The sequence below is a fragment of the Rhodococcus sp. P4_C10 genome, from assembly GCF_056402135.1.
Map to the genome: position 1 here is coordinate 26,231 of NZ_JBFUHZ010000009.1, position 13,650 is coordinate 39,880.

Here is a 13,650-nt window from a genome sequence, read left to right on the forward strand (position 1 = left end):
GGGTGTAGCTTCAGCTCCAGTGAGGGGTACACCTCGTCCCGGGAGGACAGATGCCTGCTGCAAGCCCGTGGCCCGCGATCCACGCCGAGCGCGGCGCCCTGACCGACGATCTCGCGTCCCTGCGTGAGGACCAGTGGTCCACGCCGTCGCTGTGCCGCGGGTGGTCGGTGTGGGAGACGCTGGGTCACATGACCGCGACCGCGAAGATGACCCCGGCCAAGTTCGTCCTCGGCATGTTCGGGACCGGGTTCCGCTTCGAGTCGTTCACGGCCAAGAACATCGCCCGCGAGACCGCGGGCACCCCCGCCGACACGCTCGCGGAGTTCCGGTCCGTGCGGGGGTCCACGTCGTCGCCGCCCGGCCCCGCCGACTCCTGGCTCGGCGAGACGATCGTGCATGCCGAGGACATCCGACGGCCGCTCGGCATCGCGCACACCTACCCGGCGGACGATGTGGTCCGGGTGGCCGACTTCTACAAGGGCTCGAATCTGCTGATCGGCACCAAGAGCCGGATCGCCGGTGTGACGCTGCGCGCGACCGACGTCGACTGGTCCACCGGCTCCGGGCCGGAGGTCACCGGCCCGATGCTCTCGTTGCTGATGGCGATGACCGGCCGCGACGTCGCGCTGGCCGACCTGTCCGGCGACGGCCTCGCCACGCTCACCGAGCAGATGTAGCCGCTGTGCCCGCCGTCGACGTGCGGACCGAGGTCGTCATTGCCCGGCCCCGGCACGTCGTGGCCGCGTTCGCCTGCGACCCCGCCAACGCCCCGGCCTGGTACGCGAACATCGAGTCGGCGCGCTGGGAGTCGGCGCCGCCGCTGCGGGTCGGCTCGCTCCTCGCATTCGTCGCCGAGTTCCTCGGCCGCCGGCTGGAGTACACCTACGAGGTCGTCGAGTTCGTCCCCGACGAACGATTCGTGATGCGGACCGCGCAGGGCCCGTTTCCGATGCGGACCGAGTACGCCTGGAACGACGCCGGTCCGTCGGCAACCGAGATGACGCTGCGCAACGTCGGCGATCCGTCGGGTTTCGGGCGGCTGGTCTCCCCGCTGATCGCGGGCGCGATGCGGCGCGCCAACCGCAAGGACCTGACCGCGCTGCGCGCGCTGCTCGAGGCCGACCCGGCACCGGAGTGAATCAGAGGGAGCGAACCAGAACTACCCCAGACAGGGGTTCGGCCGGGGATGTAGCGACTAATCGCATCCTCGGCCGGATCTCTGCTTCTCAAGATTTCCGACCGTTACCGGTCTGCTTTTCCTGATCCGCACCCCTGAGCGTACGCCCAGGATCGAACCCCGCGCAATAGTGCTGACCAGCAATTCTGGCAGGTAATTCCGCGCGCTACCGACCCATTCCGTCACTGCCGAGCCCCCCCCCCCCCCGAGGCCGCGCCCGGCGACGGCGGCGAGCCTGCCGAACGGCGTGTCCTCGGCGGGGCGCAGGATGCGGCCGCCGAGCTCGGTGACCTTGGCGAGCGCGGCGTCCATGTCGTCGACGCCGACGTAGAACTGCCAGAACGACGGCGAGCCTTCGGGCAGGAATCCGTCCGCGTCCATCACCCCGGCCACCATCTGCTTGCCGATCATCGCCTGCGAGTAGCGGAATTCGTCGGTGTCCCCGATCGGGGTGTAGCTCCAGCCGAACACCTTCTCGTAGAACGGCAACGCGTCCGTGTAGCTGCGGGAGAGGGTCTCGAACCACACCGGCGCACCGGGCTCGTCCACGAGACTGAAGCCCTGGTGCTGGCCGGGCTGCCAGACGCCGATCACCGCGCCGGCCGGGTCGGCGAGGATCGCCATGGTGCCCTGCGGCCCCACCTGCATCGCCGGCATCAGGACCTGTCCGCCGGTGGCGGCCGCCGTGTCCGCGGTCGCGGCGGCGTCCCCGGACTTCAGGTAGATCGTCCACACGTTGCCGTACGGGTTGCCCTCCTGCTGCGGACCGAGCCCGGCGATGGGCTTGCCGTCCTTGCTGAAGATGGCGTACCCGCCGTACTGCGGGTCCTCGTTGGAGTCCGCGGCCCAGCCGAACAGGCCACTGTAGAAGGGTTTGACCTGTTCCGGATCCGAGCTGGTGAGGTCGATCCAGCAGGGTGCGCCGGCAAGTGGCTGGTGATCAGGCACGAATGTCTCCTTGGGCCGAGTGGTGCGAAGGAAAGGGTGCGACCCCAAACCTACGCCCGGGCACCGACACTCGCCCGGCGTCCGGCACCGGTCGAGATCAGCCGGCGCGGCCGCCGGCGATCAGGAGACGGGGACCGGCACCCGCTCCTCTGCCTGCACCTCGGTCTTGATCAGCTCGGTCTTGATCGGCTCGGTCTCGACCGACTCCGGCAGCGCCGTCTCCGTCGCGCCGGCCTTCTGCGCGTAGTAGAAGTGCGGGCGGCGGTGCCCCAGGAACGAACCGAACCACGACATGACCGCGATGTACCGGTTGCGGAAGCCGACCAGGTACATCATGTGCACGACCAGCCACAGCACCCAGGCCAGGGCGCCGGTGAGCTCGATCTTCTTCACCTTGGTCACCGCGCGGAAGCGGTTGATGATCGCCATGCTGCCCTTGTCGCGGAACTTGAACGCGGTGCCGCGGGGGGTCTTGCCGAGGATCGTGCGGGCGACGTGCCGGCCGCCCTGCATCGCCACGGGCGACTGGCCCGGCAGGTTGTTCAGCGAGGTCATGTCGCCGATCGCGAAGATGTCGGCGCGGCCGCCGACGGTCAAGTCCTGGTTGACCAGGAGGCGCCCGGCGCGGTCGGTCTCGCAGCCGGTGCGCTCGGCGAGCACCGAGGCGAAGTCGTTGGCCTGCACGCCCGCCGACCAGATGATCGTCTCGGCGGTGCGCCGCTCGGCGGCCTCGCTGCCGTGCGCCTTGAAGGTCGCGCCGTGCTCGTCGATGTCGGTGACGAGGGTGTTCAGCACCACCTCGACGCCCGACTTCTCCAGCGACACCTTGGTGTACTCGCTGAGCTTGCCGCCGTACGCGGGCAGCGCCACACCGGCGCCCTCGACCAGGGTGACGGTGACGTCGGCGGCGGTGATGCCGCGGATCGACTGCTCGAAGTAGCGGCCCGCGAGCTCCTTGATCTGGCCGGCCAGCTCGACGCCGGTCGCGCCGGCACCGATGACGATGAAGCTGAGCAGGTTCTTGCGGCGCTCCGGGTCGGTGGTGGTGTGCGCCTCCTCGAAGCAGCGCACGATCTGCGAGCGAAGCCGCTCGGCATCGTCGACGGTCTTGAGTGCGTAGGTGACCTTCGCGAACTCGTCGCGGCCGAAGTACGACTGCCGCGCGCCGGTCGCCGCAACCAGCGAGCGGTACGTGATCGTGTGGCGCACCCCGCCCGCCAGGTAGTCGAGCTCCTGGTCGTCGGGTCGGACGTCGACGACCCGGCCCAGCCGGACGTCGGCGTTCGGGTACTTCGCGAGGATCGAACGGACCGAGGGGGCGATCTCGCCGGCGGAGAGCACGCCGGTGGCAACCTGGTAGAGCAGGGGCTGGAAGAGGTGCTCGGTGGTCTCGGAGATGAGGACGAACGGCGTGCCTGCCTTGGCCAGCTTCTTGGCCGTGGCGAGGGCGCCGAAGCCCGAGCCCACGATGACAACCTCAGTGCGGTCCATGCCTGCCTCGCTCACGAAAACCTCCAGCTCGATCAGATGTATGACAGCCACGCTAAGGATTCCGGGCCGGGTTTGGCCACCCAACTGGGATATTCGGAGAACAGTTATCTGGATTGCTCATAAGTAGGATGGGGGCATGGACTTCCGGCAACTGCGTTACTTCCTCGCGGTCAGCGAGGAACTGAACTTCAGCCGCGCCGCGCAACGCTGCTTCATCTCGCAGTCGGCGATCAGCCACCAGATCACCCGGCTCGAGGGGGAACTGGGCGCCTCGCTGTTCGAACGGTCCACGCGGGTCGTCCGGCTCACCCCCGCGGGTGCCCGGCTGGTGCCGATCGCGCAGCAGGTGCTGAGCCTCGAGAGCCAGGCGTTCGCCGTCGCGCGCGAGCCCCGCAACAGGATCCGGATCACCGCGAACATGAGTTTCGCGCCGCAGAGCCTCGACGCCATCGCCCGCGTCCGCGAACGGCACCCGGACGTCGACATCGAGTTCGTGATCAAGAGCTTCGCGGACCGCATCGACGCCGTCGCGGCCGGTGACGCCGACCTCGCGCTGATCCGCGGGGACGTCGACCGACCGGGCCTCGAGCTCGTCCAGCTGGGCATCGAGGACCTGGTGATCGTGACGTCGAGCCAGCATCCGTTGTCCGCCTTCTCCACCGTCGAGCTCGGCGAGCTGGCCCCGTACCCGTTGCTGCTGCCGCCGCGGCACAGTCAGGTCCTGCTGCACTCGGTGGTCGAGGACGCGTTCGTGGAGGTGGGGCGGCGGGTGCAGCTCGGCCCGCCGATCGCGCGCGACCACCGGGCCACCCTCGACCTGCTCACCAACCCCCGGGCCTGGACGGTGCTCTACGCCAGCACGGTCACCGACGTCACCCGGACCGGCCTGAGCGTGATGCGCGAGGCCCGCGGACGGCTCCGGGTGCCGGTCTGCGGCGTCGTGCGCAGCGGCGGCGAGCCCACATCGGCGATGGCGCACCTGGTGAGCTCACTACGCCAGACCATGTACCCCGCCGAGACCTCGGCCGACGCCGCGGACCCCGAGGCCTAGCCGTCCCGGTCCCGGCCGATGAGTTTCCGCGCCCCGCCGGGTCGACCTTTGTAGGCGGCCTGTCCGGCCGCCGTGCGCGGACCCGCGCGCTGGACTCGAACTTCAGGAGATGTGATGACGCTTCCGAGGATCGGAACCCGAGACGAATGGCTGGCCGCCCGCGAGGAACTGCTCGCCGAGGAGAAGGCCCTGACCAAGGCGCGGGACGCGCTGAACACGCAGCGGCGCAACCTGCCGATGGTCGAGGTCGAGAAGGACTACCTCTTCGACGGCCCGAGCGGCCCGGCGCGCCTGATCGACCTGTTCGACGGCCGTCGGCAACTGATCGTCTACCACTTCATGTTCGACCCGTCCTGGGACGAGGGCTGCCCGAGCTGCACCGCGGGCACCGACGAGCTCTCCCCCGGCTTCGTCAGGCACCTGCACGTGCGGGACACCAGCTACGTGCTGGTGTCGAGGGCGCCGCTGGCGAAGCTGGAGCGGTACAAGGCCGCGAAGGGCTGGGACCTGCCGTGGTACTCCTCGTTCGGCACCGACTTCAACTACGACTTCGGGGTGACGATCGACGAGTCGGTGACTCCGGGGCGGTACAACTTCCGCAGCCGGGCGGAGTTCGAGGCGACGGGCTCGGACTTCTTCGACGCCGAGCAGCCGTTCGAGATGCCGGGCCGGAGCTGCTTCCTCCGGGTCGACGACCGCGTCTTCCACACCTACTCGCAGTACGCCCGCGGCCTGGAGTCGACCGGGGGCTCGTACTACTTCCTGGACCTCACCGCCCTCGGGCGGCAGGAGGAGTGGGAGGAGCCGAAGGGGCGCAGCGAGTCCGCCCGCTCGGCGAGACCAGACTTCGCGTCCTGACCCCGATTCCCACCGCCGGCGCGCCGCGGCCCGGTCGGTGCGAGCGGGGACGGCGGAGGTCGGTCCGCCGCCCCCGGCAACTACATCGCGCGGCGGCCCGACAGCGCGCGCCCGAGGGTCAGCTCGTCCGCGAACTCGAGGTCGCCGCCCATCGGCAGGCCCGAGGCCAGCCGGGTGACGGACAGTCCGGGGAAGTCGCGCAGCATCCGCACCAGATAGGTCGCGGTCGCCTCGCCCTCGGTGTTCGGGTCGGTCGCGATGATCACCTCGGCGACGTCGACACCGTCGTCCTGGTTGCCGATGCGCGCGAGCAACTCCCGGATCCGGAGCTGGTCGGGACCGACGCCGCTGAGCGGGTCCAGCGCGCCGCCGAGCACGTGGTACAGCCCCTTGAACTCGCGGGTGCGCTCGACGGCCTGCACGTCCTTGGGCTCCTCGACCACGCAGATGATGGTGCGGTCACGCCGGGAGTCCGAGCAGATCCGGCACCGCTCCTTGTCGGAGACCGTGCCGCAGACCTCACAGAACTGCACCCCGTCGCGCACCCGTTGCAGCGCCTTCTGCAGCCGGTCGATCTCCGTCGGCTCGACGCTGAGCAGGTGGAAGGCAATCCGCTGGGCGCTCTTGGGACCGACGCCCGGCAGCTTGCCGAGCTCGTCGATCAGATCCTGAACCGGACCTTCGTACACCGGGCGCCGCTAGAAGGGGAGTCCGGGCAGGCCACCCGCGAGCGGCCCGAGCTTGCCGGCCGCCAGCGCCTGCGCCTGCGTCGCCGCGTCTGCGATGGCCCCGATCACCAGGTCCTGCAGGGTCTCGACGTCGTCGGGGTCGACCACCTTCGGGTCGATCGTCAGGGCCACCACCTCACCGGTCCCCCGGACGGTGGCCGTGACGAGTCCGCCACCGGCCTGGCCGGTGACCTCTTCCTTGGCGATCTCGGCCTGCGCGGCCATCAGCTGCTGCTGCATCTGCTGGGCCTGCGCGAGGAGTTGCTGCATGTCGGGTTGTCCACCGGGCTGCACGTCGATGTCCTTTCTGCGTGTTGTCCGCCAGCGTAGACGCTTGCCGCTAGCGTGGTTCGGATGCGAGGGACGACGGGACGGCTGACGGCACTGCTGCTCCTGGCCGCGTCCGCGCCGGTGCTCGCCGGGTGCACCATCCCGGTCGACGACGCCGCCGCGGCCGGTGTGGAGGCGCCGGGCGTCGCCGCCCCGGCGACGCCGAGCCTCGCGGGCCGGACGGTGTTCCTCGATCCCGGCCACAACGGCGCCAACGACGCCTCGATCGGAAACCAGGTCCCCACCGGCCGCGGCGGCACCAAGGACTGCCAGACGACCGGCACCAGCACCGACGCCGGGTACCCCGAGCACACCTTCGCCTGGGAGGTCAGCGCGCTGATCCGGGCCGAACTCGAGGCGCTGGGTGCCCGGGTGCTGCTCAGCCGCCCGGACGACGCCGCGGTCGGGCCGTGTGTGGACGCCCGCGTCGAGGCCGCCAACGCCGCGGGCGTCGACGCGGCGGTGTCCGTGCACGCCGACGGCGCCGGGCCGGACCAGCACGGATTCCATGTCTGCTACTCGGCGCCGCCGCTGAACCCGACGCAGGCCGGCCCGTCCGTGGCGTTCGCCGGCGCCGTCCGGGACTCGCTGCGCGAGGCCGGCGTGGTCCCGTCGACGTACGTCGGACGGGACGGGCTGATGCCCCGCGATGACCTCACCGGGCTCAACCTGGCGCAGCGGCCCACCGTCCTGGTGGAGTTGGGCAACATGCGCAACGCAGACGAGGCCCGCTCGATGGCCGACGACGCGGGCCGGGCCCACTACGCGGGTGCCGTGGCGCGCGGCGTCGCCGACTTCCTGGGTCCGCGGTAGCGGTCAGCCGACCTCGCGGGCCAGGTTGGCCAGCACCGCGCCCTGGATCTTCCGCAGTCCCAGCGGGGCGAAGGTGCGCTCGAAGAAGCCGCCGACGCCGCCGGCGCCCTTCCACGCGGTGGTGGTGGTGACCGTCGTGCCGGATCCCGACGGCGCGACCGTCCAGGTGGTGACGAGGCTGGAGTTGGCGTCGGTCTCGGTGACGGTGTTGCCGGCCACGGCGACGGTCGCCTTGATGTCGCGCGAACGCTTCTCGGTCGCCTTGAGCGTCCACTGCGCGACCGTGCCGGCACCCTGGCCGCCCTCGAGCACGCGGTAGTCCAGGTACTGCTCGGTGAGGATGCGGGGACGCACCGTCTCGTAGTCGGCAAGGGCCGCGAGCACCTGCTCCGGCGTCGCCGTGACCTCGACCGAACTGCTGGCGCTGACCTGTCCCACTGTGGATCTCCTTAAGGCTGAGCCGGCGCTGACGGTGCGCCGACCCCCGCCATCGTGCCCGGTCCCGAATGCCCCGGCTACCTTCTGCCGTCGCGTGTGCGGGGTATCACAACCGGATGCCGTGGCGGGTCGCTCCGCGACCGAATCGCAACGTTTACGTGACGTTTCCGGTCGACGGCGAATCACCGGTCGCCGAGTCCGGCGGTGCGCGATAGCGTCGAAGGGTGGCTGTCACTCTGAGTGCGTTACGCGAAGGACTGAGCAGACGATCATCCACGCCGCGAGAGGTCGGGTCACAGGCCCACCGCGCAGGCGTGCAACGACTGCTGTCGAGTTACCACGCCATCCCACCGGATGCCACCGTGCGACTGGCGAAGAAGACGTCCAACCTGTTCCGGGCCCGCGCCCGGAGCGATGCGCCCGGACTCGACGTCTCCGGCCTGACCGGGGTGATCTCGGTGGACCCGGTGGCGCGCACCGCCGACGTCGCCGGGATGTGCACGTACGAGGACCTCGTCGACGCGACCCTCCCCTACGGACTGGCGCCCCTGGTCGTCCCCCAACTCAAGACCATCACCCTCGGCGGCGCGGTCACCGGCCTCGGCATCGAGTCCACCTCGTTCCGCAACGGGCTGCCGCACGAGTCGGTGCTCGAGATCGACGTGCTGACCGGCGGCGGCGAGATCGTCACCGCGACGCCCGACGGCGACCACGCGGACCTGTTCTGGGGCTTCCCCAACTCGTACGGCACCCTGGGCTACTCCACCCGGCTGCGGATCGCACTCGAACCGGTCAAACCCTTTGTCGCGCTGCGACACCTGCGGTTCGACGACCTCGCCGAGCTGCAGGCCGCGATGGACCGGATCGCGTCGGAGCGCAGCCACGACGGCATCGCGGTCGACTACCTGGACGGCACCGTGTTCTCGGCGACCGAGAGCTACCTGACGCTCGGCACGCAGACCGACGAACGCGGCCCGGTCAGCGACTACACCGGCCAGCAGATCTACTACCGGTCGATGCAGCACGTGTCCACCACCCACCCGAAGACCGACCGGCTGACCATCCACGACTACCTGTGGCGCTGGGACACCGACTGGTTCTGGTGCTCGCGGGCGTTCGGCGCGCAGCACCCTCGGATCCGGCGGGTGTGGCCGAAACGCTACCGGCGCAGCAGTTTCTACTGGAAGCTGATCGCGCTCGACCAGAAGTACGACATCGGCGACCGGCTCGAGCGGCGCAAGGGCAACCCGCCGCGCGAGCGGGTCGTGCAGGACGTCGAGGTGCCGATCGAGCGCACCGCCGACTTCGTGCACTGGTTCCTGCGGGAGATCCCGATCGAGCCGCTGTGGCTGTGCCCGCTGCGACTGCGCGAACCCGCCCCCACCGGGGCCTCGGCCGCGCGGCCCTGGCCGCTGTACCCGCTGGAACCGAAGCGGACCTACGTCAACATCGGCTTCTGGTCGTCGGTCCCGATCGTTGCGGGCCAACCCGAGGGCGCCGCGAACCGGCTGATCGAGCACACGGTCAGCGACTTCGAGGGACACAAGTCCCTGTACTCCGACTCCTACTACACCACGGAGGAGTTCGACGTCCTCTACGGCGGCGAACGCCTCCGCGAGCTCAAGCAACGCTACGACCCCGATTCACGTCTACTGGACCTGTACTCAAAGGCGGTGCAACGCAAGTGACCACGTACAAGGATTCCCATACCCCGATCGGACACCTCAACGGCGCACAGAAGCTCTCGATTGCCGAGATCCTCGAGACCGTCGCCGACGGCGACATCCCCCTGCGTTTCACCGCATACGACGGCAGTGCCGCCGGACCCACCGACGCCGAGTACGGCCTGTCGCTCAAGTCGCCGCGCGGCGCCACCTACCTGGCGACCGCCCCCGGCGACCTCGGCATGGCCCGGGCGTACGTCTCCGGCGACCTCGAGGCCACCGGCGTGCACCCCGGCGACCCCTACGAACTGCTCCGGGTGATGGGCGACGACATGCACTTCCGTCGCCCGTCGGCGCTGACCATCGCCACCATCACCCGCTCCCTGGGCTGGGACCTGTTGCGCCCCATCGCCCCGCCGCCGCAGGAGCACCTGCCGCGCTGGCGGCGGTTCGCGGAAGGGTTGCGGCACTCCAAGACTCGCGACGCAGAGGTGATCCACCACCACTACGACGTCTCCAACGCCTTCTACGAGCACGTGCTCGGGCCGTCGATGACGTACACCTGCGCGGCCTACGAGTCCGCAGACCAGTCCCTCGAGGACGCCCAGCACAACAAGTACCGGCTGGTGTTCGACAAGCTCGGGCTCAAGGCCGGCGACCGACTGCTCGACATCGGCTGCGGCTGGGGTTCGATGGTCCGGTACGCCGCCCGCCGCGGCGTCCGGGTGATCGGCGTGACCCTCTCGGCCGAGCAGGCCGAGTGGGCCCAGAAAGCCATTGCCGAGGAAGGACTCTCGGATCTCGCCGAGGTGCGGCACTCGGACTACCGGGACGTCACCGAAACCGGATTCGACGCGGTCTCCTCGATCGGGCTGACCGAGCACATCGGCGTCGGCAACTACCCCGCCTACTTCGGGTTCATCAAGGACAAGCTGCGTGAGGGCGGGGTGGTGCTCAACCACTGCATCACCCGTCCCGACAACAAGCACGCGGCGCGGGCCGGCGGATTCATCGACCGGTACGTGTTCCCGGACGGCGAGCTGACCGGGTCCGGCCGGATCATCACCGAGATGCAGGACGTCGGCCTCGAGGTGCGGCACGAGGAGAACCTCCGCGAGCACTACGCGCTGACACTGGCCGGTTGGTGCCGGAACCTGGTCGACAACTGGGACGCCTGCGTCGCCGAGGTCGGCGAGGGCACCGCGAAGGTGTGGGGCCTGTACATGGCGGGCTCGCGGCTCGGGTTCGAACGCAACGTCGTCCAGTTGCACCAGGTGCTGGCCGTCAAGCTGGGCCCCAAGGGCGAGGCGAACCTGCCCCTGCGCCCGTGGTGGAAGGCCTAGGCAGAAGCGTCGGCACAGGAAGGGGCCCTTCGTTCCGGTGAACGAAGGGCCCTTCCTGTCTGTCGGAGGACCTCGGCCTGTCAGAGAACGAAGTGACCGATCAGCTGCCCGATGTGCTGGATGTCCACCTTGCCCTTGAACTCCAGGCGCACCTTGCCCAAACCGCTGAACCACATCTCCAGTTCCGCGTCGAGGTCGAAGGTACCGGCAGTCTCGACACTCCATGCCTGGATCTTGTTGTAGGGCAGCGAACTGTAGTCCCTCTTCTTGCCCGTCAGCCCCTGCACATTGATCGCGATGAGCCGTTTGTTGGTGAACACGACGCTGTCACGGATCCCCTTGAAGGCGAGGTGAAGCTGCTCGCCCTCGACAAGGAGTGGCGCGATCTCGCCGTGAAGTTCGGCCGGACTGATTGGGCCGAGCTTGGCGAACGCGGCATTCTGAAAATCGATCATGCGAAGAGAGAGTAGTGATGGCCCCTGACGGGCCGGAAAACGTACCTCGCCACCAGCCCCAACGTGATGAGTTTCGCTCGAACAGCGGGAGATCGGACTCGAGTGTGTACGGCGGACCCCGGAAACGCCTCGAGGCGTTCCCCGCTCGGACTGACCGAATGGGAAACGCCTCGAGGAGGTTGGAGCCTAGGCCTTCAGGGAGGCGGGCGGGGTGAAGCGCTCGCCGTACTTCGCGGCGAGCTCCTCGGCGCGCTTGACGAAGCCGGCCTTTCCGCCCTCGTAGCCGACGACGTACTGGTGCACGCCACCGGTCCAGGCCGGGAAGCCGATGCCCATGATCGAGCCGATGTTGGCATCGGCGCTGGTCATCAGGACGCCCTCGTCGAAGCACTTCTGCGTCTCGATGGCCTCGATGAACAGCATCCGCTCGATCAGGTCCTGGATCGGGGCCTGGTTCGAGCCGGAGTTGAACTGCTCACGCAGGCCCGGCCACAGGCCGGTGCGCTTGCCGTCGGTGTAGTCGTAGAAGCCCGCGCCGCCGAGGCGACCCTTGCGGTCGTTGCCCTCGACGAGGAAGTTGATGACGTCGCCGGCCGGGTCGGCGGGCAGTTCCTTGCCCTCCGCCAGCGCCGCGGCCTTGGACTCCGCGCGGATCTTCTGCATCAGCGTCAGGTTCAGCTCGTCCGAGAGCTGCAGCGGCGCCGCCGGGTAGCCCGCCTGCATGCCGGCCTGCTCGATGGTGGCCGGCTCGATGCCCTCGGCGACCATGCCGATGGCCTCGTTGATGAAGGTGCCGATGACGCGCGAGGTGAAGAAGCCACGCGAGTCGTTGACCACGATCGGGGTCTTGCGGATCGCCTGGACGAAGTCGAACACCCGGGCCAGCGCCTCGTCGGAGGTCTTCTCACCGCGGATGATCTCGACCAGCGGCATCTTGTCCACGGGAGAGAAGAAGTGGATGCCGATGAAGTCTTCCTGGCGCTTGACGCCGGTCGCGAGACCGGTGATCGGCAGCGTCGAGGTGTTCGAGCCCAGCAGCGCGTTGGGCTCGACGATGTCCTCGATCTCCTGGAAGACCTTCGCCTTGAGCTCGGGCGACTCGAAGACCGCCTCGACCACGAAGTCGACGCCCGCGAAGTCCGCCGCGTCCGCGGTCGGGGTGATGCGCGCGAGCAGGGCGTCCGACGCCTCCTGCGTGGTCTTGCCACGCGAGAGGGCCTTGGCCTCGATCTTCTCGGAGTACGCCTTGCCCTTGGTCGCCGCCTCGATGGTGACGTCCTTGAGCACGACCTCGAAGCCGGCCTTGGCGGAGACGTACGCGATGCCCGCGCCCATCATGCCGGCGCCGAGCACGCCGATCTTCTTGATCTCGCCCTTGGGGATGTCCTTCGGACGCGAGGCGCCCGACCCGATCGCCTGCATGTCGAAGAAGAACGCCTGGATCATGTTCTTCGCGACCTGGCCGGTGACCAGCGAGGTGAAGTAGCGCGACTCGATGGTCAGCGCGTTGTCGATGTCGACCTGCGAGCCCTCGACGGCCGCGGCCATGATTGCGCGCGGGGCCGGCATGGGCGCACCCTTGAGGGTCTTGCGCAGGTTCGCCGGGACGGCGGGCAGGTTGGCGGCGAACGCCGGGGTGGCGGGGGTGCCGCCGGGGATCTTGTAGCCCTTGACGTCCCAGGGCTGCACGCCCGACTCGGGGTTGGCCTTGATCCAAGCCTTGGCGGCGGGGACGAGCTCCTCGATCGACGAGACGACCTCGTCGACCAGGCCGACCCCCTTGGCCTGCACCGGTCCACGCTGCTGGCCCTGCAGAAGCATCTGGGTCAGCGCGGTCATCAGGCCGAACATGCGGACCGTGCGGACCACACCGCCGCCGCCGGGCAGCAGGCCGAGGGTGACCTCGGGCAGGCCGATCTTGACGCCCTTGACGTCCGCGGCGATGCGGTGGTGGGTGGCCAGCGCGATCTCCAGGCCGCCACCGAGCGCGGCGCCGTTGATGCAGGTGACGACGGGCTTGCCGAGGGTCTCGAGGCGACGCAGGTCGGCCTTGAGGGTGACGCTGTGGTTGAAGATCTCCTCGGCGTTCTCGGGGCCGACCTTGATCATGTTCTTGAGGTCACCGCCGGCGAAGAAGGTCTTCTTGCCGGAGGTCAGGACGACACCGGTGATGGCGTCCTTCTCCGCGTACAGCCGGTCGACGGTGGCCTTCATCGAGGCGATGTAGGCCGCGTTCATGGTGTTCGCGCCCTGGTTGGGGTCGTCGATGGTGAGCACGACGATTCCGTCGGCGTCCTGCTCCCAGTTGATGATGTTCTGCTCGCTCACTGCTTCAAGTCTCCTGGTAGTCGGCG

General features: G+C 69.1%; 13 protein-coding genes and 1 pseudogene. 7 read left to right on the forward strand and 7 right to left on the reverse strand.

Features of this window, described 5'->3' with window-relative positions:
* Positions 1–50 precede the first annotated feature (50 nt).
* The gene (locus AC1DWC_RS07365; RefSeq protein ID WP_477906803.1) at positions 51–677 is read left to right on the forward strand and encodes a maleylpyruvate isomerase family mycothiol-dependent enzyme; all 627 of its coding nucleotides are present in this window, start codon (positions 51–53) and stop codon (positions 675–677) included.
* A 5-nt stretch (positions 678–682) separates the two neighbouring features.
* Complete coding sequence (locus AC1DWC_RS07370; protein ID WP_477906804.1) at positions 683–1,138, forward strand: SRPBCC family protein; 456 nt, start codon at positions 683–685, stop codon at positions 1,136–1,138.
* Between the two features lie 258 nt (positions 1,139–1,396).
* Here the strand turns inward: AC1DWC_RS07370 and AC1DWC_RS07375 are convergent.
* Positions 1,397–2,125: pseudogene (locus tag AC1DWC_RS07375) on the reverse strand (VOC family protein); the annotation flags it as partial.
* A gap of 120 nt (positions 2,126–2,245) precedes the next feature.
* Positions 2,246–3,616, reverse strand: a complete 1,371-nt coding sequence (locus AC1DWC_RS07380) for an NAD(P)/FAD-dependent oxidoreductase (RefSeq protein ID WP_477907139.1) — start codon at positions 3,614–3,616, stop codon at positions 2,246–2,248.
* A 136-nt stretch (positions 3,617–3,752) separates the two neighbouring features.
* Between AC1DWC_RS07380 and AC1DWC_RS07385 the strand changes: the two genes are divergently transcribed.
* Positions 3,753–4,667, forward strand: a complete 915-nt coding sequence (locus AC1DWC_RS07385; RefSeq protein WP_477906805.1) for a LysR family transcriptional regulator — start codon at positions 3,753–3,755, stop codon at positions 4,665–4,667.
* A gap of 114 nt (positions 4,668–4,781) precedes the next feature.
* The gene (locus tag AC1DWC_RS07390; protein ID WP_477906806.1) at positions 4,782–5,525 is read left to right on the forward strand and encodes a DUF899 domain-containing protein; all 744 of its coding nucleotides are present in this window, start codon (positions 4,782–4,784) and stop codon (positions 5,523–5,525) included.
* Between the two features lie 80 nt (positions 5,526–5,605).
* Here AC1DWC_RS07390 and recR read toward each other — a convergent pair whose 3' ends face one another.
* Positions 5,606–6,214, reverse strand: a complete 609-nt coding sequence (recR, locus tag AC1DWC_RS07395) for a recombination mediator RecR (protein ID WP_072846667.1) — start codon at positions 6,212–6,214, stop codon at positions 5,606–5,608.
* Between the two features lie 9 nt (positions 6,215–6,223).
* Entirely contained in the window at positions 6,224–6,523 is a 300-nt protein-coding gene (locus AC1DWC_RS07400) for a YbaB/EbfC family nucleoid-associated protein (protein WP_217635565.1), read from the reverse strand.
* Between the two features lie 84 nt (positions 6,524–6,607).
* On the opposite strand from AC1DWC_RS07400, the gene AC1DWC_RS07405 reads away from it, so the two are divergent.
* Positions 6,608–7,396: an Rv3717 family N-acetylmuramoyl-L-alanine amidase gene (locus AC1DWC_RS07405; RefSeq protein WP_477906807.1), complete on the forward strand. Its 789-nt coding sequence runs from the start codon at positions 6,608–6,610 to the stop codon at positions 7,394–7,396.
* A 3-nt stretch (positions 7,397–7,399) separates the two neighbouring features.
* Here the strand turns inward: AC1DWC_RS07405 and AC1DWC_RS07410 are convergent, their stop codons facing one another.
* On the reverse strand, positions 7,400–7,834 hold the full coding sequence (locus AC1DWC_RS07410) for an SRPBCC family protein (protein WP_072846670.1): 435 nt from the start codon (positions 7,832–7,834) through the stop codon (positions 7,400–7,402).
* Positions 7,835–8,091: 257 nt separating this feature from the next.
* On the opposite strand from AC1DWC_RS07410, the gene AC1DWC_RS07415 reads away from it, so the two are divergent.
* Positions 8,092–9,522 carry an FAD-binding oxidoreductase gene (locus tag AC1DWC_RS07415; RefSeq protein ID WP_477907141.1) on the forward strand — a complete coding sequence of 477 codons (1,431 nt, stop codon included), beginning with the start codon at positions 8,092–8,094 and terminating at the stop codon, positions 9,520–9,522.
* The gene (locus tag AC1DWC_RS07420) at positions 9,519–10,841 is read left to right on the forward strand and encodes a class I SAM-dependent methyltransferase (protein ID WP_477906808.1); all 1,323 of its coding nucleotides are present in this window, start codon (positions 9,519–9,521) and stop codon (positions 10,839–10,841) included. The genes AC1DWC_RS07415 and AC1DWC_RS07420 overlap by 4 nt, the downstream gene beginning before the upstream one ends.
* 80 nt (positions 10,842–10,921) lie before the next feature.
* Here AC1DWC_RS07420 and AC1DWC_RS07425 read toward each other — a convergent pair whose 3' ends face one another.
* Positions 10,922–11,296 carry a PH domain-containing protein gene (locus AC1DWC_RS07425; protein WP_477906809.1) on the reverse strand — a complete coding sequence of 125 codons (375 nt, stop codon included), beginning with the start codon at positions 11,294–11,296 and terminating at the stop codon, positions 10,922–10,924.
* A gap of 186 nt (positions 11,297–11,482) precedes the next feature.
* Positions 11,483–13,624, reverse strand: coding sequence for a 3-hydroxyacyl-CoA dehydrogenase NAD-binding domain-containing protein (locus AC1DWC_RS07430; protein WP_477906810.1), 2,142 nt, complete (start codon positions 13,622–13,624; stop codon positions 11,483–11,485).
* Between the last annotated feature and the right edge of the window lie 26 nt (positions 13,625–13,650).

Excerpts from the sequence above, each read along its gene's own strand:
- AC1DWC_RS07365 (WP_477906803.1), top strand. The coding sequence starts at position 51 with ATGCCTGCTGCAAGCCCGTGGCCCGCGATCCACGCCGAGCGCGGCGCC.
- AC1DWC_RS07380 (WP_477907139.1), bottom strand. The coding sequence starts at position 3,616 with ATGGACCGCACTGAGGTTGTCATCGTGGGCTCGGGCTTCGGCGCCCTC.
- AC1DWC_RS07385 (WP_477906805.1), top strand. The coding sequence starts at position 3,753 with ATGGACTTCCGGCAACTGCGTTACTTCCTCGCGGTCAGCGAGGAACTG.
- AC1DWC_RS07390 (WP_477906806.1), top strand. The coding sequence starts at position 4,782 with ATGACGCTTCCGAGGATCGGAACCCGAGACGAATGGCTGGCCGCCCGC.
- AC1DWC_RS07400 (WP_217635565.1), bottom strand. The coding sequence starts at position 6,523 with ATGCAGCAACTCCTCGCGCAGGCCCAGCAGATGCAGCAGCAGCTGATG.
- AC1DWC_RS07405 (WP_477906807.1), top strand. The coding sequence starts at position 6,608 with ATGCGAGGGACGACGGGACGGCTGACGGCACTGCTGCTCCTGGCCGCG.
- AC1DWC_RS07425 (WP_477906809.1), bottom strand. The coding sequence starts at position 11,296 with ATGATCGATTTTCAGAATGCCGCGTTCGCCAAGCTCGGCCCAATCAGT.